At 66.6% G+C, this 22,057-nt stretch carries 22 protein-coding genes, 1 tRNA gene and 1 pseudogene; 10 read left to right on the forward strand and 14 right to left on the reverse strand.

Features of this window, described 5'->3' with window-relative positions; genetic code table 11:
• Positions 1–12: 12 nt before the first annotated feature.
• Positions 13–720: a c-type cytochrome gene (locus tag QHG62_RS24585; protein ID WP_432445630.1), complete on the reverse strand. Its 708-nt coding sequence runs from the start codon at positions 718–720 to the stop codon at positions 13–15.
• Positions 720–908 carry a DUF2970 domain-containing protein gene (locus QHG62_RS24590; RefSeq protein ID WP_281148224.1) on the reverse strand — a complete coding sequence of 63 codons (189 nt, stop codon included), beginning with the start codon at positions 906–908 and terminating at the stop codon, positions 720–722. The genes QHG62_RS24585 and QHG62_RS24590 overlap by 1 nt, the downstream gene beginning before the upstream one ends.
• 97 nt (positions 909–1,005) lie before the next feature.
• Between QHG62_RS24590 and QHG62_RS24595 the strand changes: the two are divergent.
• A pseudogene (locus tag QHG62_RS24595) lies at positions 1,006–2,524 on the forward strand (PLP-dependent aminotransferase family protein).
• Positions 2,521–3,171, forward strand: coding sequence for a DNA oxidative demethylase AlkB (gene alkB / locus QHG62_RS24600; protein ID WP_281148225.1), 651 nt, complete (start codon positions 2,521–2,523; stop codon positions 3,169–3,171). The pseudogene QHG62_RS24595 and the gene alkB overlap by 4 nt, the downstream one beginning before the upstream one ends.
• A gap of 250 nt (positions 3,172–3,421) precedes the next feature.
• Here the strand turns inward: alkB and QHG62_RS24605 are convergent.
• Positions 3,422–3,498, reverse strand: a tRNA-Met gene (locus QHG62_RS24605).
• 148 nt (positions 3,499–3,646) lie between these two features.
• Here QHG62_RS24605 and QHG62_RS24610 point away from each other — a divergent pair.
• Together QHG62_RS24610 and QHG62_RS24615 are read left to right on the forward strand one after the other, a co-directional pair.
• Complete coding sequence (locus tag QHG62_RS24610) at positions 3,647–4,312, forward strand: sigma-70 family RNA polymerase sigma factor (protein ID WP_281148226.1); 666 nt, start codon at positions 3,647–3,649, stop codon at positions 4,310–4,312.
• Positions 4,309–5,568: a hypothetical protein gene (locus QHG62_RS24615; RefSeq protein WP_281148227.1), complete on the forward strand. Its 1,260-nt coding sequence runs from the start codon at positions 4,309–4,311 to the stop codon at positions 5,566–5,568. The genes QHG62_RS24610 and QHG62_RS24615 overlap by 4 nt, the downstream gene beginning before the upstream one ends.
• 31 nt (positions 5,569–5,599) lie before the next feature.
• Here QHG62_RS24615 and QHG62_RS24620 read toward each other — a convergent pair whose 3' ends face one another.
• Positions 5,600–6,379, reverse strand: coding sequence for an enoyl-CoA hydratase (locus QHG62_RS24620; protein ID WP_281148228.1), 780 nt, complete (start codon positions 6,377–6,379; stop codon positions 5,600–5,602).
• Between the two features lie 132 nt (positions 6,380–6,511).
• On the opposite strand from QHG62_RS24620, the gene QHG62_RS24625 reads away from it, so the two are divergent.
• Positions 6,512–7,150 (forward strand): DUF2325 domain-containing protein, encoded by a 639-nt coding sequence (locus tag QHG62_RS24625; protein ID WP_281148229.1) that lies wholly within the window; start codon positions 6,512–6,514, stop codon positions 7,148–7,150.
• An 18-nt stretch (positions 7,151–7,168) separates the two neighbouring features.
• Here QHG62_RS24625 and QHG62_RS24630 read toward each other — a convergent pair whose 3' ends face one another.
• The 3 genes from QHG62_RS24630 to QHG62_RS24640 are packed head-to-tail and all read right to left on the reverse strand — an operon-like array spanning position 7,169 to position 10,910.
• Positions 7,169–9,019: a M61 family metallopeptidase gene (locus QHG62_RS24630; RefSeq protein ID WP_281148230.1), complete on the reverse strand. Its 1,851-nt coding sequence runs from the start codon at positions 9,017–9,019 to the stop codon at positions 7,169–7,171.
• Positions 9,019–9,741, reverse strand: a complete 723-nt coding sequence (locus QHG62_RS24635) for a DsbC family protein (protein ID WP_281148231.1) — start codon at positions 9,739–9,741, stop codon at positions 9,019–9,021. The genes QHG62_RS24630 and QHG62_RS24635 overlap by 1 nt, the downstream gene beginning before the upstream one ends.
• Positions 9,742–9,761: 20 nt before the next feature.
• Complete coding sequence (locus tag QHG62_RS24640) at positions 9,762–10,910, reverse strand: FAD-dependent monooxygenase (RefSeq protein ID WP_281148232.1); 1,149 nt, start codon at positions 10,908–10,910, stop codon at positions 9,762–9,764.
• An 89-nt stretch (positions 10,911–10,999) separates the two neighbouring features.
• On the opposite strand from QHG62_RS24640, the gene QHG62_RS24645 reads away from it, so the two are divergent.
• Positions 11,000–11,881 (forward strand): MOSC domain-containing protein, encoded by an 882-nt coding sequence (locus QHG62_RS24645; RefSeq protein ID WP_281148233.1) that lies wholly within the window; start codon positions 11,000–11,002, stop codon positions 11,879–11,881.
• Between the two features lie 12 nt (positions 11,882–11,893).
• On the opposite strand, the gene rbsD is transcribed toward QHG62_RS24645, so the two are convergent.
• The 6 genes from rbsD to QHG62_RS24675 are packed head-to-tail and all read right to left on the reverse strand — an operon-like array spanning position 11,894 to position 17,959.
• Positions 11,894–12,286 (reverse strand): D-ribose pyranase, encoded by a 393-nt coding sequence (rbsD, locus tag QHG62_RS24650; protein ID WP_281148234.1) that lies wholly within the window; start codon positions 12,284–12,286, stop codon positions 11,894–11,896.
• Positions 12,283–13,251 (reverse strand): ribokinase, encoded by a 969-nt coding sequence (rbsK, locus tag QHG62_RS24655; RefSeq protein ID WP_281148235.1) that lies wholly within the window; start codon positions 13,249–13,251, stop codon positions 12,283–12,285. Before rbsK ends, rbsD begins: the two co-directional genes overlap by 4 nt.
• The gene (locus QHG62_RS24660; protein ID WP_281148236.1) at positions 13,248–14,339 is read right to left on the reverse strand and encodes a LacI family DNA-binding transcriptional regulator; all 1,092 of its coding nucleotides are present in this window, start codon (positions 14,337–14,339) and stop codon (positions 13,248–13,250) included. The genes rbsK and QHG62_RS24660 overlap by 4 nt, the downstream gene beginning before the upstream one ends.
• 23 nt (positions 14,340–14,362) lie before the next feature.
• Positions 14,363–15,346 (reverse strand): ABC transporter permease, encoded by a 984-nt coding sequence (locus QHG62_RS24665; RefSeq protein ID WP_281148237.1) that lies wholly within the window; start codon positions 15,344–15,346, stop codon positions 14,363–14,365.
• The gene (locus QHG62_RS24670; RefSeq protein ID WP_281151804.1) at positions 15,343–16,962 is read right to left on the reverse strand and encodes a sugar ABC transporter ATP-binding protein; all 1,620 of its coding nucleotides are present in this window, start codon (positions 16,960–16,962) and stop codon (positions 15,343–15,345) included. The genes QHG62_RS24665 and QHG62_RS24670 overlap by 4 nt, the downstream gene beginning before the upstream one ends.
• A 43-nt stretch (positions 16,963–17,005) precedes the next feature.
• Positions 17,006–17,959 (reverse strand): sugar ABC transporter substrate-binding protein, encoded by a 954-nt coding sequence (locus QHG62_RS24675; protein ID WP_281148238.1) that lies wholly within the window; start codon positions 17,957–17,959, stop codon positions 17,006–17,008.
• Positions 17,960–18,151: 192 nt separating this feature from the next.
• Here QHG62_RS24675 and ychF point away from each other — a divergent pair, with 192 nt between their 5' ends.
• The gene (gene ychF, locus QHG62_RS24680) at positions 18,152–19,243 is read left to right on the forward strand and encodes a redox-regulated ATPase YchF (protein ID WP_157615968.1); all 1,092 of its coding nucleotides are present in this window, start codon (positions 18,152–18,154) and stop codon (positions 19,241–19,243) included.
• Positions 19,244–19,382: 139 nt separating this feature from the next.
• Positions 19,383–20,057 carry a glutathione S-transferase family protein gene (locus QHG62_RS24685; protein ID WP_281148239.1) on the forward strand — a complete coding sequence of 225 codons (675 nt, stop codon included), beginning with the start codon at positions 19,383–19,385 and terminating at the stop codon, positions 20,055–20,057.
• Positions 20,058–20,079: 22 nt separating this feature from the next.
• On the opposite strand, the gene QHG62_RS24690 is transcribed toward QHG62_RS24685, so the two are convergent.
• Positions 20,080–20,550, reverse strand: a complete 471-nt coding sequence (locus QHG62_RS24690; protein WP_281151806.1) for a YqaA family protein — start codon at positions 20,548–20,550, stop codon at positions 20,080–20,082.
• A 181-nt stretch (positions 20,551–20,731) separates the two neighbouring features.
• Here QHG62_RS24690 and dusB point away from each other — a divergent pair, with 181 nt between their 5' ends.
• Together dusB and QHG62_RS24700 are read left to right on the forward strand one after the other, a co-directional pair.
• Positions 20,732–21,790: a tRNA dihydrouridine synthase DusB gene (dusB, locus tag QHG62_RS24695; protein WP_281148240.1), complete on the forward strand. Its 1,059-nt coding sequence runs from the start codon at positions 20,732–20,734 to the stop codon at positions 21,788–21,790.
• Positions 21,791–21,812: 22 nt separating this feature from the next.
• Positions 21,813–22,049: a Fis family transcriptional regulator gene (locus QHG62_RS24700; protein ID WP_007838304.1), complete on the forward strand. Its 237-nt coding sequence runs from the start codon at positions 21,813–21,815 to the stop codon at positions 22,047–22,049.
• The last annotated feature ends 8 nt before the right edge of the window (positions 22,050–22,057 follow it).

The following is a 22,057-nucleotide window of genomic DNA, read 5'->3' on the forward strand; positions in this document are numbered from 1 at the left end:
TTCATCGCCGCCTCACTTCGGCATGCCGCCGCACGCCATCGGCGGCGGTGCGGGCAAGGACGAGGCGGGCTTCGGATCGGCCGGCATGGGCTGCACTGCGAGCCAACTGGCCACGGCGTTGATGTCGGCGGTGGTCATGCGGCGGCCGATCTCGGCCATGCAGTCGGGCGCGAGCGCATGACGCTCGTTGGTAAGCCAAGCGCCGAGCTGCGACGACACGTAGAGCCGCGGCAGCCCGAGCAGCCCGGGAATGGCCGGTTGCACGCCGGTGAGCGCTGCGCCGTGGCATTGCACGCAGGCGGGAATGCGGCGCGCCGCATCGCCTTCGAGCGCCAACTGGCGGCCGCGCGCCAGCTGCGTGGGCGTTGCATCGCTCGCGTTCGAAACGGGCGGATAGGGCAGGTCCAGGCCCGCAAAGTATTCGGCCATTTCCATCAGGTACGCATCGGAGAGGTGCTGCACCATGTAGGTCATGTCGGCATTGAAGCGCCGGCCGTCGCGAAAGCTCCGCAACTGGTTGAACAGGTACCCGGCGGGCTTGCCGGACAGGCGCGGAAAGTAGCCGGCATTGGTGGTGGCGCCTTCGCGCCCGTGGCAGGCAATGCAGGCGGCCACGCGCTGCTCGATGCCGCTGGCCGCCATGGCAGCCCCGTGGCCGCCGAGCAGCAACAGCAATGCGATTCCTGCAAGGCCTCTGAAGAAGTGGCGGACGGCCTTCATCACGTGCCGGCCGCAAAGTGCGCAAGCGCCAGCAGCCCCGCAATGAGCAGCAGCACCGTGACCAGCGCGACGCCGATCAGCGGCAGCACCCCGACCTGCTCGGTGCGCCGGTCGGCATCCGCACGGCGGCCGCTCAGCCCGATGAAACTCCAGAGAACAGCGCGTACCGCGCGCATGAGATTGACCATGCACCGACTGTGCCGCAACCGCACGCAAAAAAACAGATGCAGTTCAGGATCAAATCACCAGTGCAGATAAAGTCATCCAGATGAAAGCAGGCCCGCGATGAAGCGCTACGAAGCCCTTGCCGCCGACATCGAGACATCGATCCGCCAGGGCACGCTGAAGACCGGCGACCGCCTGCCTTCGGTGCGGCAGACCGGCGAGAGCCGAGGTGTGAGCGCGTCCACCGTGTTCCAGGCGTATTACCTGCTGGAGGCTCGCGGGCTGGTACGCGCGCGGGACCGTTCGGGCTACTACGTCACGGCCGGCGGGCTGCGCGATGCCCTGCCCGAAGCCAACCTCACCTCGCGCCCGGCCGAAGGGCGTCACGGCCGGCGGGCTGCGCGATGCCCTGCCCGAAGCCAACCTCACCTCGCGCCCGGCCGAAGGGCCGAAGTCGCTCGACGTGAGCGGCCACGTGTTCGACATTCTCGAGGCCAGCATGTCGCGCAAGGTGGTGCCCTTCGGCTCGGCGTTTCCAAGCCCGCTGCTGTTCCCGCTCGCGCGGCTGGGGCAGTTCATGGCCGCCAGCGCCAAGTCGCTCGACCCGTGGAGCACGGTGGACGACCTCACGCCCGGCAGCGCGGCGCTGCGCCGGCAGATTGCGCTGCGCTACCTGGGCGACGGCATGCAGGTGCCGGCCGATGAAATCGTCGTCACCAACGGCGCGCTGGAGGCGCTCAACCTGTGCCTTGCGGCGGTCACCCGGCCCGGCGATTCGCTGATCGTCGAATCGCCGACCTTCTATGCGGCACTGCAGGCGCTGGAGCGCATGGGCCTGCGTGCAATCGAGGTGCCAACGCATCCTGGCGAAGGCATCGACCTCGAGGCGCTGGAGCTTGCCATTGCGGCTCACCAGCCCAAGGCCTGCTGGTTGATGACCACCTTCCAGAATCCGCTCGGCAGCCTCATGCCCGATGCGAAGAAGAAAGCCCTGGTGGATCTGCTCGCCCGGCACGCGCTGCCGCTGATCGAGGACGACGTATACGCCGAGCTCTATTTCGGCGACCGGCGCCCGGCTCCGGCCAAGGCCTTCGACACGCAGGGCCTCGTGCTTCATTGCTCTTCATTCTCGAAGTGCCTGGCGCCGGGCTATCGCATCGGGTGGGCATCGGCGGGGCGCTTCGCGCGGTCCGTGGCGCGGCTGAAGCTGACCACCACACTGAGCACTTCGGTGCCCGCGCAACTCGCGCTGGCAGGCTATCTGGAGAAGGGCGGCCTCGACAAGCACCTGCGCAAGCTGCGCCAGACGCTGGCCGTTCAACAGGCGAGCTTTGCGCAAGCCGTGGGCCATTACTTTCCGGAAGGTACGCGCGCCACGCGGCCGCTTGGCGGGTACTTCATGTGGGTCGAATTGCCTGCGCACGTGAATGCGCTCGATATCCACCGGCAGGCGCTGGAACTCGGGATCAGCGTCGCGCCCGGGCCGATCTTTTCGGCGACGCGAGGCTTCTCCCATTGCCTGCGGTTGAACTACGGACATGCATGGGACGGGCAGGCGGAAAAGGCGATGCAGACGCTCGGGCGCTTGGTGGCAAAGACAGCGGCCCGCGGCCCCGGGCACGAGAAAATCGCTTCGTGACGCTCGATCTTTTCTCCGACGCAGAACTGCCGCGCCGCAACGAGGCGATCGGCCCGGGCGCGTGGGTGCTGCGTGGCTTCGCGCTGCCCTTCGTGAACGAACTCCTGCCCGCATTGAATGAGGTCGAACAGCGCGCCGCCTTCCGGCACCTCGTGACTCCGGGCGGTCTCACCATGTCGGTGGCAATGACCAACTGTGGCCGCCTCGGCTGGATCTCGGACCGGCGCGGCTACCGCTACGGCGAACTCGATCCCGAAACCGGCCGGCCATGGCCGCCGATGCCCGCGGTGTTCGAGCGCTTGGCGCAAACGGCCGCGGCCGAAGCCGGGTACGAAGGGTTTGCGCCGGACGCCTGCCTGGTCAATCGCTACGAGCCCGGCACGCGGCTGTCGCTGCACCAGGACAAGGATGAGCGCGACTACGGCGCGCCCATCGTCTCGGTTTCGCTCGGCATGCCGGCCACATTCCTGTTTGGCGGGCTCGCGCGCGGCGACAAGGCCGCTCGCGTTCCGCTCGGTCATGGCGATGTCGTCGTGTGGGGCGGGCCGGACCGGCTGCGCTATCACGGCGTGCTGCCGCTCGAAGACCGGCCGCATGCGCTGCTGGGCAGCCGGCGCATCAATCTCACTTTCCGCAAGGCAGGCTGAGCCGGGGTGGCGCTACGTTTCAGTTAAGTCAAACGGATGACTTGTCCCGCTTTTCTGTGCACAACTCTGTGGGTTGTCTGAGGACCCGGGTCGCCGGAGCAAGCACTGGCGCGGGTTTGCACCACATTGCCCGTTGAACGGGCACCGGGGCCGGCAGTGGAAAAAACAGCGTCGAAAAGAGCCAAACTTGCGAGCCGCGGAAAACAAAAAAGCCTTGCAAGTCGTTGACTTGCAAGGCTTTTAATGATCTTGGTGGCTCTTCACGGATTCGAACCGCGGACCTGTGGATTATGATTCCATCGCTCTAACCGACTGAGCTAAAGAGCCGTTCGGCGCAGTTTTGTGCCGAGCCCAAGATTATAGCGCAGGCTGCGGGGCTTCAATCAAGACCCGGTGCGCCCAGGAGGTGTCTTTTTTGCAAGGACCAACCCCGAAGCCGCCCGCCGCCCGTACAAGCCCGGGTGAGAATCCTCCGATGTCCGCGCTCCCCCGCGCCCCTTCCGCCAAAGCCGCCACCGAGCGCGACGCCATGCCCGACGATCAGTTGATGCTGGCCTACGCGCGCGGCGACGGCGCCGCGTTCGATGTGCTCTATGCACGCCACGAAGGCGGGCTGTTCCGCTTCGTCAAGCGGCTGCTGGGCGCGCGGCTGGCGGCGCAGGCCGACGAAGTGTTTCAGGACACCTGGGTGCGCATCATTTCCGCGCGCGACAGTTTTTCGCCGCAAGGCGCCGCCTGGCGCACATGGGCCTTCACCATCGCGCACAACCTGGCCATGGACCGGCTGCGCGTGAGCGGCCGCGAGGTGGCGCTCGACGCTCATCCGGACGAGGGCGACGACGCCGTGCCCACGCTCGACCGCGGTGTGCGCGGCGCGGTCGATGCCGCCGCGCATCCCTCGGCCGAAGAACTCGCGTTCTGGCGCGCCGCCGGCCGCCGGTTGCTGGCCTGCCTCGACGAACTGCCGCCCGAGCAGCGCGCCGCATTCCTGCTGCACCATGAAGACGGGCTGACGGTCGAGGCGCTCGCGGCCAGCCTGGAAATCGGTTTCGAGACCGTGCGCAGCCGCCTTCGCTACGGGCTGCAGAAACTGCGTGGCTGCATGGAGCGCTACTTGGCGGTGCTGGAGCAGCGCGCATGAACACCGGCGGCAAGAACGGCGGCGGTTTCAACGGCGATGATGACGGCGCATTGCACGACCTCGTATTGCGCCGCGCGCTGGACCATGCGCCGGACAACGAAGCGCTGCCCGATCCGCGCACCCGGGACGCGATCCGGAAGATGGCGCATAACCTGACGCCTGTTTCCAATCCGGTCCCCCCGTCCGAAGCCGGGGGCGCCGCGCCCTGGTGGCGCCGCTTGTTCGGCGAAGGAAATGCGCGTTCCCGCATGCCCTGGAATGCGGCTTTTGCAACCGTGCTCGTGGCCACTTTCGTGACCGTGCTCTGGTATCGCGAGCCGGTGCCTGATGCGCGGCTCGATGGCGAGGCGCAGGTGGGCGGTGCCGCTGTACCCGCACCGCAGGAAGCGGCACCCGTCCAACCAGCTCCGCAGGCCACAGAAGCTGCGCGCGATACGGCGAATGAGGAGTTGGCCCGGAGCAGGGCCGATGCCTTGCGCCGGCCCGCGCCGGCATCCTCCGGCAAACAGGCCGCGACCGCGCCGGACATTGACAGGAAGACGTCGGAGGCGCCTCCGGCACCCGTACTCGCCGCGCCGCCGTCCGCACCGACACCTGCACCTGCACCTGCACCTGCACCTGCACCGGAGCCTGCCGCCGTACCCTTCCCGCCGCCGGCCCCTGCCGCTGCGGCATCGAAGGTGATGCCTGCGCCGTCGATTGCGGAGCAATCGGCAGCCGAGCCGCGGGCATTCCCGCGCACCGAAGATCGAAGCACGGCCGCGCCCGTGGCCGCGGCAGCGCCACCGCCGATGCAGCGCGAGCGGACGGAAATTGCGCCGGCATTGTCCGCACAGCGCAATGCCGATGCCCAGCCTTCCGGCGCATTGCGCCCGGCACCCGCTCCGCGCGCGGCAGCCACCGCCGGGGCCGCAAGCCCGCAGGGCGATACATCGCCGTTCTCGGCGTTGGACAACTGGACGTCCTTCAACTACGTGCGGGCGGGGCAAGCCGTGCGCCACGCGCGTGGCGACATCGAGGGATTGGCCGCGTCGGTGAACACGGTGGCTCGTTCGGCCACGCTTACCGGCAGCGACCTGGCCGCGCCGGTTGAAGCGCGCCTGGAGCTCTACAGCGGCACGGCGCTGCTGGCCGTGCTCGAGATTGCGGGCGACCAGGTGCGATGGACGCCCCAACAAGCGGGCGGGCGTCCCTTGGTGGGCACGCCGCCGGCATCGGCGCTCGCCGCGCTGCGGGCGCTGCTCACGCGGCAATAGCAATCTGGAGAGCGCCGCAGCGCTGTTGCCGTCAGGCGTTCTTGAAATCGGGCTGGCGCTTGTTGAGGAAGGCGTCCATGCCTTCCTTCTGGTCAGCCGTGGCAAACAGCGCGTGGAACAGCCGGCGTTCGAACATCACGCCATCGGACAGGCCGCTTTCGAAAGCGCGGTTGACCGACTCCTTGGCCGCCATCACCGCGATCTGCGAGTAGCCCGCAATGACCAGCGCGGCGCCCAGCGCCTCGTCGGCCAGCTTTTCGTAAGGCACCACGCGGCTCACGAGGCCCGCGCGCTCGGCTTCCGCCGCGTCCATCATGCGGGCGGTGAGCGCCATGTCCATCGCCTTGCTCTTGCCCACTGCGCGCGGCAGGCGCTGCGTGCCGCCGGCGCCGGGGATCACGCCGATCTTGATTTCGGGCTGGCCGAACTTGGCGTTGTCGGCCGCAATGATGAAGTCGCACATCATCGCGAGCTCGCAGCCGCCGCCAAGCGCAAAGCCGCTCACGGCCGCGATCACCGGCTTGCGGATCGAGCGGATGGTTTCCCAGTTGCGCGTGATGTAGTCGCCCTTGTACGTGTCGATGAAGCTGTACTTGGCCATCGCCGCAATGTCGGCGCCGGCCGCAAAGGCGCGTTCGCTGCCCGTCAGGATGATGCAGCCGATGGCGTCGTCGGCATCGAAGGCCTTGAGGGCGGTGCCCAATTCAGTCATCAGCGCGTCGTTGAGCGCATTGAGCGCCTTGGGACGGTTGAGGGTGATGATGCCGACCTTGCCTGCTTCGGTCCGCACTTCGATGTTTTCGTAGCTCATGGTGTCTCCGGGGGAAAGAAAAAACGCCTCGCTTCACTATACCCAGCATCCAGCGCAGGCCTCCCTTGCTGCGCCAGGTAAGACTTTAGTTGAGAATTATTCTCATCTAGAATCGCCACCATGGAGTTCCCGATGCAAGAGCAAAGGCAAGAGCAAGACCTGGCGAAAGAGCACGAACATGCCGTGTTGCTGCGGGCGTATGCGCGCGTACAGGAGCGCTGCTCGCGCCTCCTGGCCGAGCAGGCCGCAATGATCGAACGGCTCGAAGCGCGGGTCGTGCGGCTGCGTGGTGCACTGGTGGCGCGCGATTCGGCCATTGCCATCGTGCGCGAAGAACTCGCGGCACGCGCTGCCGTTGGCAACGCATTGCCGAAGCGCCTTGACGCGCTGCTGGCGCCGGCAAGCCGGCGCCGCATCACGCCATCTCACGGCGCGCCTGCCGATCTTCGCGAGAAAGCGGTGCTGTGCGTGGGCCGCGGAGAAGAAGCGCCATCGCTCGCACGGCAACTGGTGGAGATTGCCGGCGGCCGCTATCTGCACCATGACGGCGGAGACGACGTCGACGACCCCGCGCTCGAGGCCGGCCTGCGCGCCGCCGACCTGGTGATTTGCCAGACCGGCTGCGTGAGCCACGGTGCGTACTGGCGCGTGCAAGACCATTGCCGGCGAACCGGCAAGCCCTGCGTGCTGGTGGGCGGGCCCCAGCCGATCCAGTTCGTGCGGCAGCAGCCGGCCGGCGAGCCCGCCGCGCAGAGCGAGCGTCGGCCGTAGTTCAGCGACCGCCTCGGCTCAGCGCCGTGCGGGCGCGAGCCAGGCCGCCACTTTCGCCGCATCGTGCAGGAACAGCCGCCACGTGGTGGCACCTTCCGGCCGCACCAGCGGCAGCCTCAGCAGCTTGCGGTCGCGCGCCACCAGCGCGGTAAAGCGCGTGGCATCGCCTAAATAAAGTGCCAGGTCCTCGAGCTTGGTAATGCGCCAGGCCTGCTCGGGCCGCTGCTGTCCCTTCTTGCCGACGGCCGGCAGCTCGATGCCGATCCATTCGTCATTGGCCGAGAAGCCGGCCTTTTCAGCAGCGCCGCCGCGCAGCACCACCTTGACCTGAACGCTGCCGTTGGCTTCCGCCACGCGCAGGCCCAGTGCCTGTGCCGGCTGCGACGGATCGTCGAGTGCCGCAACGCCATGCGCGCGCAGCAAGTCTGAAAGCGGCAGCTCGTCGGTGGAATGCACCCACTGCGCAAGTTCCGCCGCGTAAGAACGGCCGCCCACGGCTTCGAGCGCAGCGGTGAAATCGGCTTCGCTGATCGGACCGCCGCCGCTTTGCACCCACAGGTGGCGCATTACGTCGTCGAGCGTGCCCTTGCCTTCGCGCCGCAGCGTGAGGTCGAAGCACAGCGCCACCAGCGCGCCCTTGGTGTAGTAGCTGACGGTGCTGTTGGGCGTTTGCTCGTCCTGCCGGTAGTACTTGATCCAGGCGTCGAAGCTTGCGTCGGCCACCGGCTGGACCAGCCGGCCCGGCGTTTGCAGCACCTGGTTGATGGTCTTGTTGAGCAGGCGCAGGTAGCCGGCGTCGTCGATGCGGCCCGCGCGGCGCAGCAGCAGGTCGTCGTAGTAGCTGGTAAAGCCCTCGAAGAACCAGAGCAGCTGCGTGTAGTTTTCGCGGCCGTAGTCGTAATGCGCGAACTCCGCCGGGCGCATGCGCTTGACGTTCCAGGTGTGGAAGTACTCGTGACTGATAAGCCCCATCAGCGTGGTGTAGCCCTCGGGCTGCTTCTTGGCGTTGCGCTGGGGCAGGTCGCGCCGGTTGCAGATCAGCGCGGTGGAATGCCGGTGCTCGAGTCCGCCGTAGCCGTCGTCCACCGCATTGAGCATGAACACGTAGCGGTCGATCGGCAGCTTGGGCCCGCCGCGCTTGCCGGCCTTGTCGCCATGCCAGAAGCGGATCTCGGCCTCGCAGATGGCTTGTGTATCGGCAATCAGCCGCTCGCCGTCGAACGAGGCTGCGGCACCCGCGATGACGAAGCGGTGCGGCACGCCGCAGGCTTCGAACTCCGCGCTCCAGAAGGCGCCCATTTCGACAGGGCTGTCGGCCAGCTCGTCATAGCCAGCGGCCAGGTAGCTGCCGAAGCCATGCTTGTCGGTCTTCGACGGAACAAGCGCGGTGGCGCACGACCAGCGCGCATCGCCTGGTGAAAGCGCAGGCGCAACGATGTCCAGCGCATGCGGCGCATCGGTCTGGCCCTCGGCCCGCAGGCACAGGCTGGTGCCGTTGAAGAAGCCGCGCTCGGCGTCGAGCCAGGCGGTGCGCACCGAGTTGTCGTAGGCGCACACCTGGTAGTGCAGCACCAGCGGCTGGCCCGGCACGCAATCGATCTGCCAGCTGCATTTGTCGAGCTGCGTCAGCACCGGCTTGCGGCGCCCTTGCACGGCGCGCAGGCCCTGCAGGTTCTTGGCAAACTCGCGCACCAGGTAGCTGCCCGGAATCCACACCGGCAGCGTCACGCGCTGCTGCGCCGCAGGCGCTTCGATGGTCAGGGTCACCGCGAAGAGGTGCGCATGCAGGTCTGCGCATTCGATGCGGTAACGCACGGCGGCAGCCGGCGCAGCCGCTGCCGCGCGCCGGGAAACGGTCGGCGTGCCCATCAGTTGGACGACGCGGTGAGTTGCTTCTCGACCTGCTCCGCCGGAATGGCGCCCGGCGTGCGGGTGCCGTCGGCGAAGATCAGCGTCGGCGTGCCGGTGATGTTGTACTTGCGGCCGAATTCCACGTTGCGCTGCAATGCGGTCACATCGCAGCTGCTGGCCGCGGCGGCGGGCTTGGTGCTGGTTTCCATCCAGTCGCCCCACGCCTTGCCCTTGTCCTTGCTGCACCAGATGTCACGCGACTTGGTGGCCGAATCGGGACCGAGCACCGGATAGAGAAACAGGTAGACGGTCACGTTGTCGACCGTCTTCATGTCTTTCTCGAACCGCTTGCAGTAGCCGCAATTCGGGTCTTCGAACACCGCGAGCTTGCGCTTGCCGTTGCCGCGCACGATCTTGATGGCGTCCTTCACGGGCAGCTTGTCGAACGAAACCTGGCTGAGCTTCTCGATGCGCTCCTCGGTCAGGTTCTTGCGCGCGTTCACGTCGATGAGGTTGCCCTGCAGCAGGTAGTTGCCCTGCTCGTCGGTGTAGTAGATCTGGAAGCCGTTCACGCGCACTTCATACAGGCCCGGCAGAGGCGACTTGGTGACTTCGTCGATGGCCGGAAACTGCGGAATGCGGGCCGGAAGGTTCTTGCGAATCTCGGCCTCGCCGGCAAGGGCTGTGACAGCCGCACCCAGCGTGCAGGCGGCGAGAAGAAGGTGGCGTGCGAGTTTCATTGAAAGTCCGGTCGATGGATTCATGCCTTCAAGCCCATCGCCTGGTTGGCGATCCAGTGCTTGAGGAGGCGCGTGCGGTCGAAGCCGCGCATGCCCCAGTTGCGCAGCGCGGGCAGGGGGCCCAAGCTGTGCGAAAAAAGTTGCTGCAGGCCGTCGGTGGCAAGGCTCATCTGCAGCACGTCGGCGCGGCGGGCGCGTTCGTAGCGGCGCAGCAGGCGCGCATCGCCCACGCTGCGCCAGTACTCGCGCTGCTTGATCACCTCGGCCAGCATGGCCGCGTCGGCCAGGCCGAGATTGAGGCCTTGGCCGGCAAGCGGGTGCACGGTGTGGGCAGCATCGCCCGCCAGCGCCCAGGATTGCGCGGAAGAAGCGGATGCGCCTTGCGCCTGGCCAGGCATGGAACCGGTCCAGCGGTCGGCAATGGCGCGTGCGAGCGGCCACGCGGCGCGCTCGCTCGTGAGTTGCAGCGCGCCAAGTGCGCCATGGCTGGCCTCGTTCGCGGCGGCGTTGAATTCTTCGGTGCTCTGCGCAAGCAGCGCGGGCGCACGAAGCTGGTCGACCGACCACACGAGCGCAAGCGAACGGCCATGCACGCCGCCCATCGGCAACAGCGCCAGTATCTCGCCCCTGTCGTTGAACCACTGGCGCGCCACGCCGTCGTGCGGCTCCGCCGCTTCGAGCCGCGCCGCGATTGCGTGTTGGGGATAGCGTGTCACCGCGTAGGTCACGCCGAGCGCTTCGCGCGTTGTGCTGGCCTTGCCTTCGCACACCACCGTGAGCGGGGCTGGGACCGGTTCGGCCACCACCTCGACCTGGGGCTGGAAGCGAACCGCGTCCGCCAGCTGCTTTTCGAGCGCGGGCACGTCGACGATCCAGGCCAGCGCCTCGACTTTCTGCCGCACCGCGTTGAACTGCACGCGGCCGCCCTCGTCGCCGTTCACGAGCATTTCGCGCACCGGCGTGGCATGGGCCGCGTCGGGCCAGGCGCGCAGCGATTCGAGCAGCTTCCTGGAGGCGGTGTTGAGCGCGTAGGCCCGGATATCTTCCTTGCCGGCCGCTGCGGGCGGAACCACCAGCGCAACGCGCACGCGCTCGCGCGCAAGCAACAGGGCCAACGTCCGGCCGACGATGCCGGCACCGCGTATGCAAACTTCAGGGGGGAGGGCCATCGGCTCATTGTAAGAACTATGCCTGGCCCCGGGAGGCGCCGGAAATGGCCGATGCGGGACAATCTCGGCCGAATTCCAAGGAACCCCACGTGCCACAGTCCGCTTTCGATCTTCAAGCCACCATTGCGCGCCTGTTCGTCTATCCCGTCAAATCGTGCGCGGGAGTCGAGCTCCCCGAGGCGTTGCTCACCGAAACCGGCCTCGAATTCGACCGCGCCTGGATGGTGGTCGATGCAGAGGGTGAGTTCGTCACCCAGCGGCAGCTGCCGCGCATGGCGCTCATCAAGCCGCAGATGAAGCAGATGGAAGTGGTGTTGCGGGCGCCGGGCATGCTGGCCCTGCATCTCGCGTTCGACAAGGTCGAGAAGCCGGTGCGCGTGCGCGTCTGGAAAGACGAAGTCGCCGCCTACGACATGGGCGATATCGCCGCGCAATGGTTCAGCGACTTTCTCTCCGAACCGGGCAAGCCGCAGAAGCTGCGGCTGGTGCGCTTCGATCCGGAGCACAAGCGCCTGTCAAGCCTGGATTGGACGGACGGCGTCGAGGCGACCAACCAGTTTGCCGACGGCTATCCGCTGCTGGTGGCCAGCGAGGGGTCGCTGGCCGAACTCAACGAGCGGCTGGCTGCCGCGGGGCACGATGCGGTCGGCATCGAACGTTTCCGGCCCAACATCGTGCTGGCTGGCATCGAGTCGCACGACGAAGACCGTGTCGACGCACTGCACATCGAAACAGCCGAAGGCGAGGCCGAACTCAAGCCCGTGAAGCCATGCACGCGCTGCCCGATTCCGGACATCGACCCGGCCACGGGCGTCAGCAGCCCCGAGGTCGGCGACATGCTGCGCACCTACCGCGCCGATGCGCGCGTCGGCGGACGGATCACCTTCGGCATGAACTGCATCGTGCTGCAGGGCGTGGAGCACATGCTCAAGGTGGGGCAGGCGGTGGGCGCGAACTACCGGTTCGAATAAGAGAGGCGTGCCTCAGAAGCTGACGCCAGCAATGAGAATGATGTTGGCGTAGGGCGTGCATTCACCCGTGCGCACAATGGCGCGAGCCTTTGCGCTGCGGCGCTTGAACTCTTCGTGCGACACGGTTTGCGGCGCAATGCCGAGCGACTGCGGATACCAGGCGGGCAAGGCCTTGGCGCCGTTCAGCGCTTCGTCCGCCACCACCACGCTCTCGACCTGCATCTCTGAAAGAACAGCTTGAAGCACGTCGGTGAGCAGCGGCACGCCGCGCGTCACCGCAAGATCGATGCGCCGCGGACCATCCGGAATCGGAAGGCCCGCATCGCCGATCACCAGCATGTCGCCGTGACCCAGCGAGGCGATGACCTGGGACAGTTCGGAGTTGAGAAGGGCGGTACGTTTCACAGCGCGGTCCAGTCAGGGGGCATGGGGCTTTGCAGCACGGCACTGCGCTGCGGAATGGAAGGTTGGGCGCCGGGCCGCTGAATGCACAGCGCGGCGGCGCGAATGCCCAGGCGTACGGCGTCGTCGAATGACTGGCCTTCGCCGAGCGCAACCGCCAGCGCGCCCAGGAAGGTGTCGCCCGCCGCGGTGGTGTCTATCGCCTGCACCTTGGGTGCGGAATGATGGCGGGCGCCGTTGGCATCGACGGCCACAGCGCCGCGTGCCCCAAGCGTGACGACCACGCGCCGGACGCCCTTGGCACGCAAGGCCTGGCCGGCCAGTGCCGCTTCCTGGGGGCTGTCGGCCGCCTGTCCACAGAGTGCCTGGGCTTCGATTTCGTTGACGACCAGCGTGTCGATGCGCGGCCACAGCGGCTCGGCAATGGGCTGCACCGGCGACGGGTTGAGCAGCACCTTGCAGCCCGCATCGTGTGCCACCGTGAGGGCACGGGCGACCTGGTGCATCGGTGTCTCGAACTGCGCCACCAGAAACGCCGCGCCTTGCAGCTGTTGCCGCAGCGCCGCCTCGTCGATCTCGACCTTTGCGTTCGCGCCGGGAATCATCACGATGCGGTTCTGGCCGCTGTCTTCCACCAGGATCAGCGCGGTGCCGGTGGGCTCCGCGCCGTCCGTGCGCAGCGCGGCGGTGTCGATGCCGTCTTGCGTGAGCGCTGTGCGCAGCGCCAGGCCGTGCGCGTCGTTGCCAACGCAGCCGATCATGCTGACCCTGCCCCCTTCGCGTGCGCAGCTCACGGCCTGGTTGGCACCCTTGCCGCCGGGAATGTGGGCGATCGAGCGGCCCAGCAGGGTTTCACCGGCGGACGGCGCCTGCGGCACGCGCAGCACGATGTCCATGTTCAGGCTGCCGAGCACCACGATGCGGGGCGGCTGCTGCGCAGCGCTGGAAGAAGAAGGCTGGGAACTCACGGGGCGCGGGACTTTCGGTTTTCCGTTGGAGAAGAAACAGGCGCGGAGGCAGGGGCAGGCGCGGCCGCCTCGCGGAAGCTCGCATGCCGCGCCGTCGAGGCGCGCACGCGCAGCTCGGGCTGCAGCACCACCTTGCGCGCATCGCGCCGCTTGCCGCCCACGCGCTCCAGCAGCATGTCCACCGCCAGTGCGCCGATGCGCTCCTTGGGCTGCGCCACGGTGGTGAGCGGCGGGCTGGTATAGGCCGAGAGTTCGATGTCGTCGAAGCCGACGATCGAAAGATCATCCGGCACATGCACGCCGCTTTCATGCGCCGCGCGCAGGGCGCCGATGGCCATCAGGTCGTTGCACACGAACACGGCCGAAGGCGCGTGCTCGGTGCGCAAGATGGCGTGCATCGCCTCGTAGCCGCCTTGGCTCGTGAAGCCGCCGCGCCACAGCAGCGCGTCCGCATTGGGGGCGGCGCCGGCTTCGGCCAGCGCCATGCGCCAGCCCTCGATGCGCTGCTCGCTCGGCATCACGCCCACCGGCCCGCCAATGCAGGCAATGCGCTTGTGGCCGAGCGAAAGCAGGTGCCGCACCGCGAGCAGGCCGCCCTGCATGTGGGCGGTTTCCACCAGGTCGCAGGCGGGGTCCGCAATTTCGCGGTCGACCAGCACGGTGGGAATGCGCAGGCCGTGCAGTTGTGTGACCAGCGAGTCGTCGTCGCCGGCGCCCGTCGACACCACGATCAGCCCATCGATGCGGCGCTCCGCCAGCACCTGCAGGTACACGCTCTGGCGCCGGGGCTCGTCGTCGGTGTTGCACAGCACCAGCGTGTAGCCGGCGCCGAAGCAGCGGTCTTCCACGATGCGCACGATCTCGGCAAAGTAAGGGTTCGAGCTGTTCGGAATCAGCATGCCGAGCGTCGACGTGGTGTTGCTCTTCAGGCTGCGCGCCATTGCGTTGGGCACGTAGCCCAGCTCGCGGATGGCCTCTTCCACGCGCTCGCGGCCCTTGGCGCTTACATGCCGCGTATCGTTGACCACATGCGAGACGGTGGTAACCGAAACTCCTGCCCTCAGCGCAACGTCCTTGATGGTGGCCATGGCGTGTTCCTTTTCTTGAAGCGTCAGGCCAGGCGGCGATCGGCCCGGCGCTGGCGCAAGGTGTCGATGATCACCGCAACCACGATCACCGCGCCGGTGATGATGCGTTTGCTCGGCTCGCTGGCGCCCACCTGTGCGAGCCCGGCTTCGAGCACCGCGATGATGAGCACGCCGAAGAAGGTGTTGACCACCGAGCCGCGTCCGCCCATGAGGCTGGTGCCGCCGATCACCACGGCCGCGATCACCTGCAGCTCGATGCCGACGCCGGCATTCGGGTCGGCCGCCTCGAGCCGTGCCGACTGCATCAGCCCCGCGAGCCCGGCCAGGAGGCCGGTGGCCGCAAACACGATGATGCGGATCGGCCGCGGATCGATGCCCGCAAGCCGCATCGCTTCTTCATTGGTGCCGATGCCCACTACATGCCGGCCGAACACCGTGCGTGTGAGAACCAGTTGGCCCACCGCCACCAGCACCACTGCCAGCACGAAAGCCGCGGAGATGCCGCCGACCCAGGGCGCAGCCAAGCCGGAGATCGCGTCGCCCACATACTGCGTGCGCGAATCGGTCACCAGGTACGCACCGCCGCGCACCGCTTCGAGCATGCCCAGCGAGACGATGAAGCTCGGAAGGCGCCACGCCACCGACACCGCGCCCGTGACCGTGCCGCACACCAGCCCGGTCGCCAAGCCCAGCGCGGCGGCCGCGGGAACCGGGAGCTGCCACTGCAGGATGGCCGCAGCCGTGACCGCGGCGCTGAGTGCCAGCACCGAACCCACCGAAAGATCGATGCCCGCGATGATCAGCACGAAGGTCATGCCAACGGCCATCACGGCGAGCGCAGGAATTTCGTTGGCTATGGAAATGAAGGTTTCGCGGGTAAAGAAATACTCGCTCAGCGACCCGAAGAGCACGACCATGCCCACGAGCACGACGGTAAGGCCAAGGTAGGTGCCCAACTGGCCCTTGAGAGCGGAGGGCTGGGCGGATGTGGCGGCGGCTGAGTTCATGGTGTCTCGGCTGGGGCTGGTTGGGCCGGGTTCGAATCGGAAACGACGGATGCGGCCGTCGGGCTCGTCGCAGTGGTGGCGCGTCCTGCCGCGTCGCTGAAAGCGGCGGCGAGCAGCGATTGTTCGCTCCATTGGCCGCGCTCGAATACCGCAACCAGCCGGCCGGCGCTCATCACGCCGATGCGGTCGCACATGGCCATCAGCTCGCGCAGGTCGCTCGACACCATCAGGAGCGCCTTGCCGGTCTCGGTCATGCGGTCGAGTTCGGCGTACAGGTCGGCACGTGCGCCCACGTCCACGCCGCGCGTGGGCTCGTCCAGCAGCAGCACCTTGCACTCGCGGTGCAGCCAGCGTGCGAACACCACCTTCTGCTGATTGCCGCCGCTCAAGGTGGCAACGGGTTGTTCGATGCTGCGCGAGCGAATGCGCAGCAGCTCGACGAGCCGCCTGGCAATGCCGCGCTCCTTGGCGCGTTGCAGCCAGCCGGCGTGCGAAATGGCGCCCAGATCGCTCAGCGTGGCGTTGACGCGAATCGGCTGGGTGAGCAGCAGACCTTGCGACTTGCGGTCCTCGGTCACCAGGCCGATGCCCGCGCGAATGGCCTGCATCGGCGAGCGCCAGCCTTTGGGCGCGCGCTGCACCGGCTGCGTGCTGGCAACGCCGTCGTAGAGAAGAATCTCGCCGCGGTCGGCGCGGTCCGCACCGAACAGCAGCCGCACGAGTTCGGTCCGGCCCGAGCCGACCAGGCCCGCCAGGCCCATGACTTCGCCCGCGTGCAGGTCGATGTCCACGTCCTTCACAACCTGGGCGCGGCCAATGCCTCTTGCACTCAGCAAAACCGGGCCCGCCATGCGGCGGTCGCGGCCTTCGTGCTCGTGCACTGCGCGGCCCACCATGCGTTGCACCAGTTCGGATTCACGCACGCCGACCATGGCGCGCACGTCGACCAGGCGGCCGTCGCGCAGCACCGCCACGCGGTCGGCGATGCGCTGCAGCTCTTCGAGGCGATGCGACACATAGACGATGGCCACGCCGTGCGCCTTCAGCAGTTCGATCTGCTCGAAGAGGTGCGAGGTTTCGCGTGGCGTGAGCATGGCGGTGGGCTCGTCGAGCACCAGCACGCGCGTGTCGTCCTGCAGGTTGCGCGCAATCTCGACCATCTGCTGCTGGCCGATGCCCAGCCGCGCCACGGGCGTGGCCGGGTCGATGTTCTGCATGCCGATTTTTGCGAGCTGCTGCGCGGCCAGCTCGTGCAGCTTGCCGCGGCGGATCCAGCCCGCCTGGTTGGGGAGCCGGTCGAGCAGCAGGTTCTCGGCCACCGACAGCGTGTTGACCAGTCCCAGCTCCTGCATGACCATGCGCACGCCCAGCCGCTCGGCGTCGCGGCGCGATGCGGGCTGGAACGGCACGCCGTCCAGCAGCATCTGGCCGCGCGTCGGCTGCACCAGGCCGCAGACGATTTTCGACAGCGTGCTCTTGCCGGCACCGTTCTCGCCCGTGAGCGCGAGTACCTCTCCGGCGTTCAACACAAGAGAAACGTCGTCGAGCACCGGCGCCGCGTAGTCCTTGCCAAGCGCGCTCATCGAGAGCACGGGCGGTGCAAGGCTTGCGTTCATGGCGGCGGCGGATGCGTTCAACGGCGACTCTTTTTCTTGTTGCTTACTTCGACGACTTGGTGACCAGCACCACGTCGGTCTTCACTTCGGCGGGCATGCTCGACTGCGGCTTCTTGTCGGCCAGCGCCTTGAGTGCGGTCTCGATGCCGAACACCGCTTGCTTGGCCGCGAACTGGTCGGCGGTGGCAAGCACGCGGCCGTCCTTCAGCATCGGCTTGATGGCGCCGATGTTGTCGTAGCCCACCACCAGCACCTTGCCGGTCTTGCCGGCGGCCTTGACCGCGGCCACGGCGCCAAGCGCCATGCTGTCGTTGCCCGCGAGCAGCGCCTTCAGGTCGGGGTGCTCACGCATCATGCCGGCGGCCACCGTGTTGCCCTTGTCGATTTCCCACTGGCCCGACTGCACGCCCACCACCGTCACGCCGGCGGCCTTCATGGCGTCCTGGTAGCCGAGGGTGCGCTGCTGCGCATTGAAGGTGGTCGACACGCCTTCGATGATGCCGACCTTGTCGCCGGCCTTCAGGCTCTTGGCCAGTTCATCGCCGACCAGCTTGGCGCCGGCGCGGTTGTCGGGGCCGACGAAGGGCACCTGAATGCCTTTTTCCTTCAGCGCGGCGGCGTCGAACTGGTTGTCGATGTTCACCACGAGGATGCCCCGGTCGATGGCCGCCTTGACCACCGGTACCAGCGCCTTCGAATCGGCCGGCGCAATGACCAGCGCATTGATCTTCTGCGCCATCATCTGCTCGACCATCTTGATCTGGGCGGCCGTGTCGGTCTCGTCCTTGATGCCGTTGGCCACCAGCGTGTATTGCGAGGCGTTGGCTTTCTGGTGCGCCTTGGCGCCGTCTTCCATGGTGCGGAAGAACTCATTGGCCAGCGACTTCATGACCAGCGCCACCTTGGGCTTCTCCTGGGCGAGGGCGGGCGTGGCGGCAAAGGCCCCCAGCAACGTCAGTGCGGCTGCGCTCTGCAGCGTACGGCGGGTGAACTTCATGATGGTGTGTCTCCTGAGGTGGTTGAGCGGTGCGCCGGTCTTGGCCGGGGCTCCAATATTAACCAACGAAAACGTTTGCGCAAACGTTTGCTTCTTGGGTTTAACCCTGAGCAATTTGAGCTGTCTCGCACACTCCGCAAACGGTGGCTGAGCCGGCTCGCCTAAAATCCTGGGTTACCCAGAGGACCCCCCATGAGTTTGCAATGCGGCATCGTCGGCCTGCCCAACGTCGGTAAATCCACCCTTTTCAATGCGTTGACCAAGGCCGGTATCGCAGCGGAAAACTATCCGTTCTGCACCATCGAGCCCAATGTGGGCGTGGTGGAAGTGCCCGATCCGCGGCTCGCGCAGCTCAGCGAGATCGTCAAGCCCGAGCGCGTGGTGCCCGCCATCGTCGAGTTCGTCGACATCGCCGGCCTGGTGGCCGGTGCCAGCACGGGCGAGGGCCTGGGCAACAAGTTTCTTGCGCACATCCGCGAAACCGACGCCACGGTGAATGTGGTGCGCTGCTTCGACGACGAGAACGTGATTCACGTGGCCGGCAAGGTCGACCCGATCTCCGACATCGAAGTGATCCAGACCGAACTCTGCCTGGCCGACCTGGCCACGGTAGAAAAGGCGCTGCACCGCCACACCAAGGTGGCCCGCTCGGGCGACAAGGATGCGCAGAAGCTCGTCGGCCTGCTGGAGCGCTGCCAGGCCGCGCTGAACGAGAACACGCCGGTGCGCGCGCTCGAGTTCACCAAGGAAGAGCAGCCGCTGGTCAAGAGCTTCACGCTCATCACCGCCAAGCCCGCGATGTTCGTCGGCAACGTGGCCGAAGACGGCTTCGAGAACAACCCGTACCTCGACCGCCTGCGCGAATACGCCGCCAAGCAGGGCGCACCCGTGGTCGCCATCTGCGCCAAGATCGAAGCCGACTTGGCCGAGATGGACGACGAAGACAAGAAGATGTTCCTCGCCGAAATCGGCCAGGAAGAGCCGGGCCTCAATCGCCTGATTCGTGCGGCCTTCAAGCTGCTGGGCCTGCAGACCTACTTCACCGCCGGCGTGAAGGAAGTGCGCGCCTGGACCATCCACATCGGCGACACCGGCCCGCAGGCGGCCGGCGTGATTCACGGCGACTTCGAAAAGGGCTACATCCGAGCCCAGACCATCGCGTTCGAAGACTACATCGCCTATAAGGGCGAGCAGGGCGCGAAGGACGCGGGCAAGATGCGTTCGGAAGGCAAGGAATACGTCGTCAAGGACGGCGACGTGATGAATTTCCTCTTCAGTTCCTAACTGGCTCACCCCCAGTCTTCGCGCACTTCGTGGCGCTACGCCAACCCCGTCGCCGGGGGCAACACCAGCGGCCCGGCGAAGCCGGTTCCGCGATGTTCCACGAAAAAGGCACGCCCTTCCTTCAAGCACCTGCCGACCTATGCTCACCGTCCATCACCTGAACAACTCGCGCTCGCAGCGCGTGCTGTGGCTTCTCGAAGAACTCGGGCTGCCCTACGAGATCGTTCACTACCAGCGCGATCCGCAAACCATGTTGGCGCCCGCTTCGCTGCGGGCCGTTCATCCGCTTGGCAAGTCGCCGGTGGTCACCACGGACGACGGGCTCACGCTTGCGGAATCGGGCGCGATCATCGAGACGGTGATCGAGCGCTATGGCAACGGCCGGTTGGCACCGGCTGCGGGCACACCCGAGGCGCTGCGCTATCGCTACTGGCTGCACTTTGCGGAAGGCACGGCCATGTCGCCGCTGCTGCTGAAACTGGTGTTCGACAAGATCGAGCGCAGCAAGATGCCTTTCTTCGTGAAGCCGATTGCAAAGATGATTTCGGGTAAGGCCAAGGCGGCCATCGTCATGCCCAACATCGAGAGCCATCTGAACTTCATGGAAGCCGAGCTCGGCAAGAGCGAATGGTTTGCCGGCAGTGAATTCACGGGGGCCGACATCCAGATGAGCTTTCCCGTCGAAGCTTCGCAGGCGCGCGGCGGCCTGAATGCAACGCGTCCCCGCCTCATGGCCTATCTCGAGCGCATCTACGCGCGCCCAGCCTACCGGCGTGCGCTGGAACGCGGCGGTCCCTACGATCTATTGAGCTGAGCCCGCCGGGAGCAGCGCGGGGCTACCCCGGAAAGATGTAGAGCAGCGCGACGGTCATGCACACATAGCGCAAGAATTTGCCGATGACCATGTAGCCGAGGCATGGCCAGAACGGCAGCTTGAGCCAACCCGCCACCGCGCAGAGCGGATCGCCGACGATCGGCAGCCAGCTCAAGAGGCATGCCTTCGGGCCGAGCCGCTCCAGCCAGCTCAATACGCGCACATGATGTTTCGAGTGCGAGTATTTGTCTGCCACCTTGTGTGCGCCGTAGCCAATCCACCAGTCGACGGCGCCGCCCAGCGTGTTGCCCACGGTTGCCACCAGAATGGCCGGCCAGAACATCTCGGGGTTGAGCTTGAGCAGGCCGAAAAGAATCGGCTCCGAACCCACGGGCAACAGCGTGGCCGACACAAAGGCCGCGATGAACAGCGTAGAGAGGCCGTATTGCGGAAGCGCAAGTAGCGCCAGGAGAGCGTCGAGCCAGGCTTGCATAAGGTGAAATGAGTCGACGCAGTATAGGTAGCCCGGCTGCTTGAACAGGTCGGAGAAAGCGCCGAGGAGCGCGGGTTTCATTCCCCTACCTCAAGCGCAAATCGTTTCATTCGCCGAAATCGCGCGTGGCTACAATCGTGCCTCATTTTTCAGCAGCCGGACTCGCGACGCTATCTCCTCCATGACCTTGCAGATCGGCACTCACACGCTGGAAAACCGCCTGTTCGCCGCGCCGATGGCCGGCGTGACGGACCGGCCTTTCCGCATGCTGTGCCGCCAGCTTGGCGCGGGTTATGCGGTCAGCGAGATGGTGACCTCGCGCAAAGACCTCTGGAACACGCTCAAGACGTCGCGCCGCGCCAACCACGACGGCGAGCCCGGCCCCATCGCGGTGCAGATCGCCGGCACCGATGCGGCCATGATGGCCGAGGCCACGGTCTACAACATCGAGCGCGGCGCGCAGATCATCGACATCAACATGGGCTGCCCGGCCAAGAAGGTCTGCAACAAGTGGGCCGGGTCGGCGTTGATGCGCGACGAGCCGCTGGCGCGCGAGATCGTGCAGGCGGTGGTGGATGCAGCCCAACCTTTCAATGTGCCGGTCACGCTCAAGATGCGTACCGGATGGAGCCAGGAGCACCGCAATGCGGTGCGGCTCGCGCGCGATTTCGAATCGGCCGGCGTGCAGATGCTCACCGTGCACGGCCGCACGCGAGAGCAAGGCTACAAGGGCAGCGCCGAGTACGACACCATTGCCGCCGTGAAGGCCGCGGTGCGCATTCCCGTGGTGGCCAACGGAGACATCAATTCACCGGAGAAGGCGCGCGATGTGCTCGCGGCCACCAGTGCCGATGCGGTGATGATCGGCCGCGCGGCGCAAGGCCGGCCGTGGATCTTTCGTGAGATTTCTCACTTTCTCGCAACGGGTACGCATCTTGCGCCGCCGCTGGTCATTGAAGTTCGTCGCTTGCTGCTCGATCATCTGGTGGAGCACTATGCGCTCTACGGCGAGTTCAGCGGCGTGCGCACGGCGCGCAAGCACATCGGCTGGTATGTGCGTACGCTCGCGGACGGCGAAGCCTTCCGCGCGCAGATGAACACCATCGAAGATTCCGCCGCGCAGCTGCGTGCGGTCGGCGATTATTTCGACGGGTTGGCGGACCGCATGGACCGCATGCCCGTGCATCAGGCGGCCGAAGAGCTGTCCGGTGAAGAGGAGGCGGCTTGCGCCGCTGATTGAGAGAGAAGAAGAGAAGAAAAGCATGAGCAAGAAACACATCGAGGACTGCGTTCGCACCAGTCTGGACAGCTACTTTCGCGATTTGCGCGGCACCGAACCCGACGGCATGTACGAGATGCTCGTGCGCGTGGTCGAGAAGCCCTTGCTCGATGTCGTGATGACGCGCGCCGAAGGCAACCAGTCGAAGGCTGCGCAATGGTTGGGCCTGAATCGCAACACGCTTCGCAAGAAGCTGGTTGAACACAAACTTTTGAAATAACTACACGG

The organism is Variovorax paradoxus (genome assembly GCF_029919115.1).
Taxonomy (GTDB): Bacteria; Pseudomonadota; Gammaproteobacteria; order Burkholderiales; family Burkholderiaceae_C; genus Variovorax; species Variovorax paradoxus_O.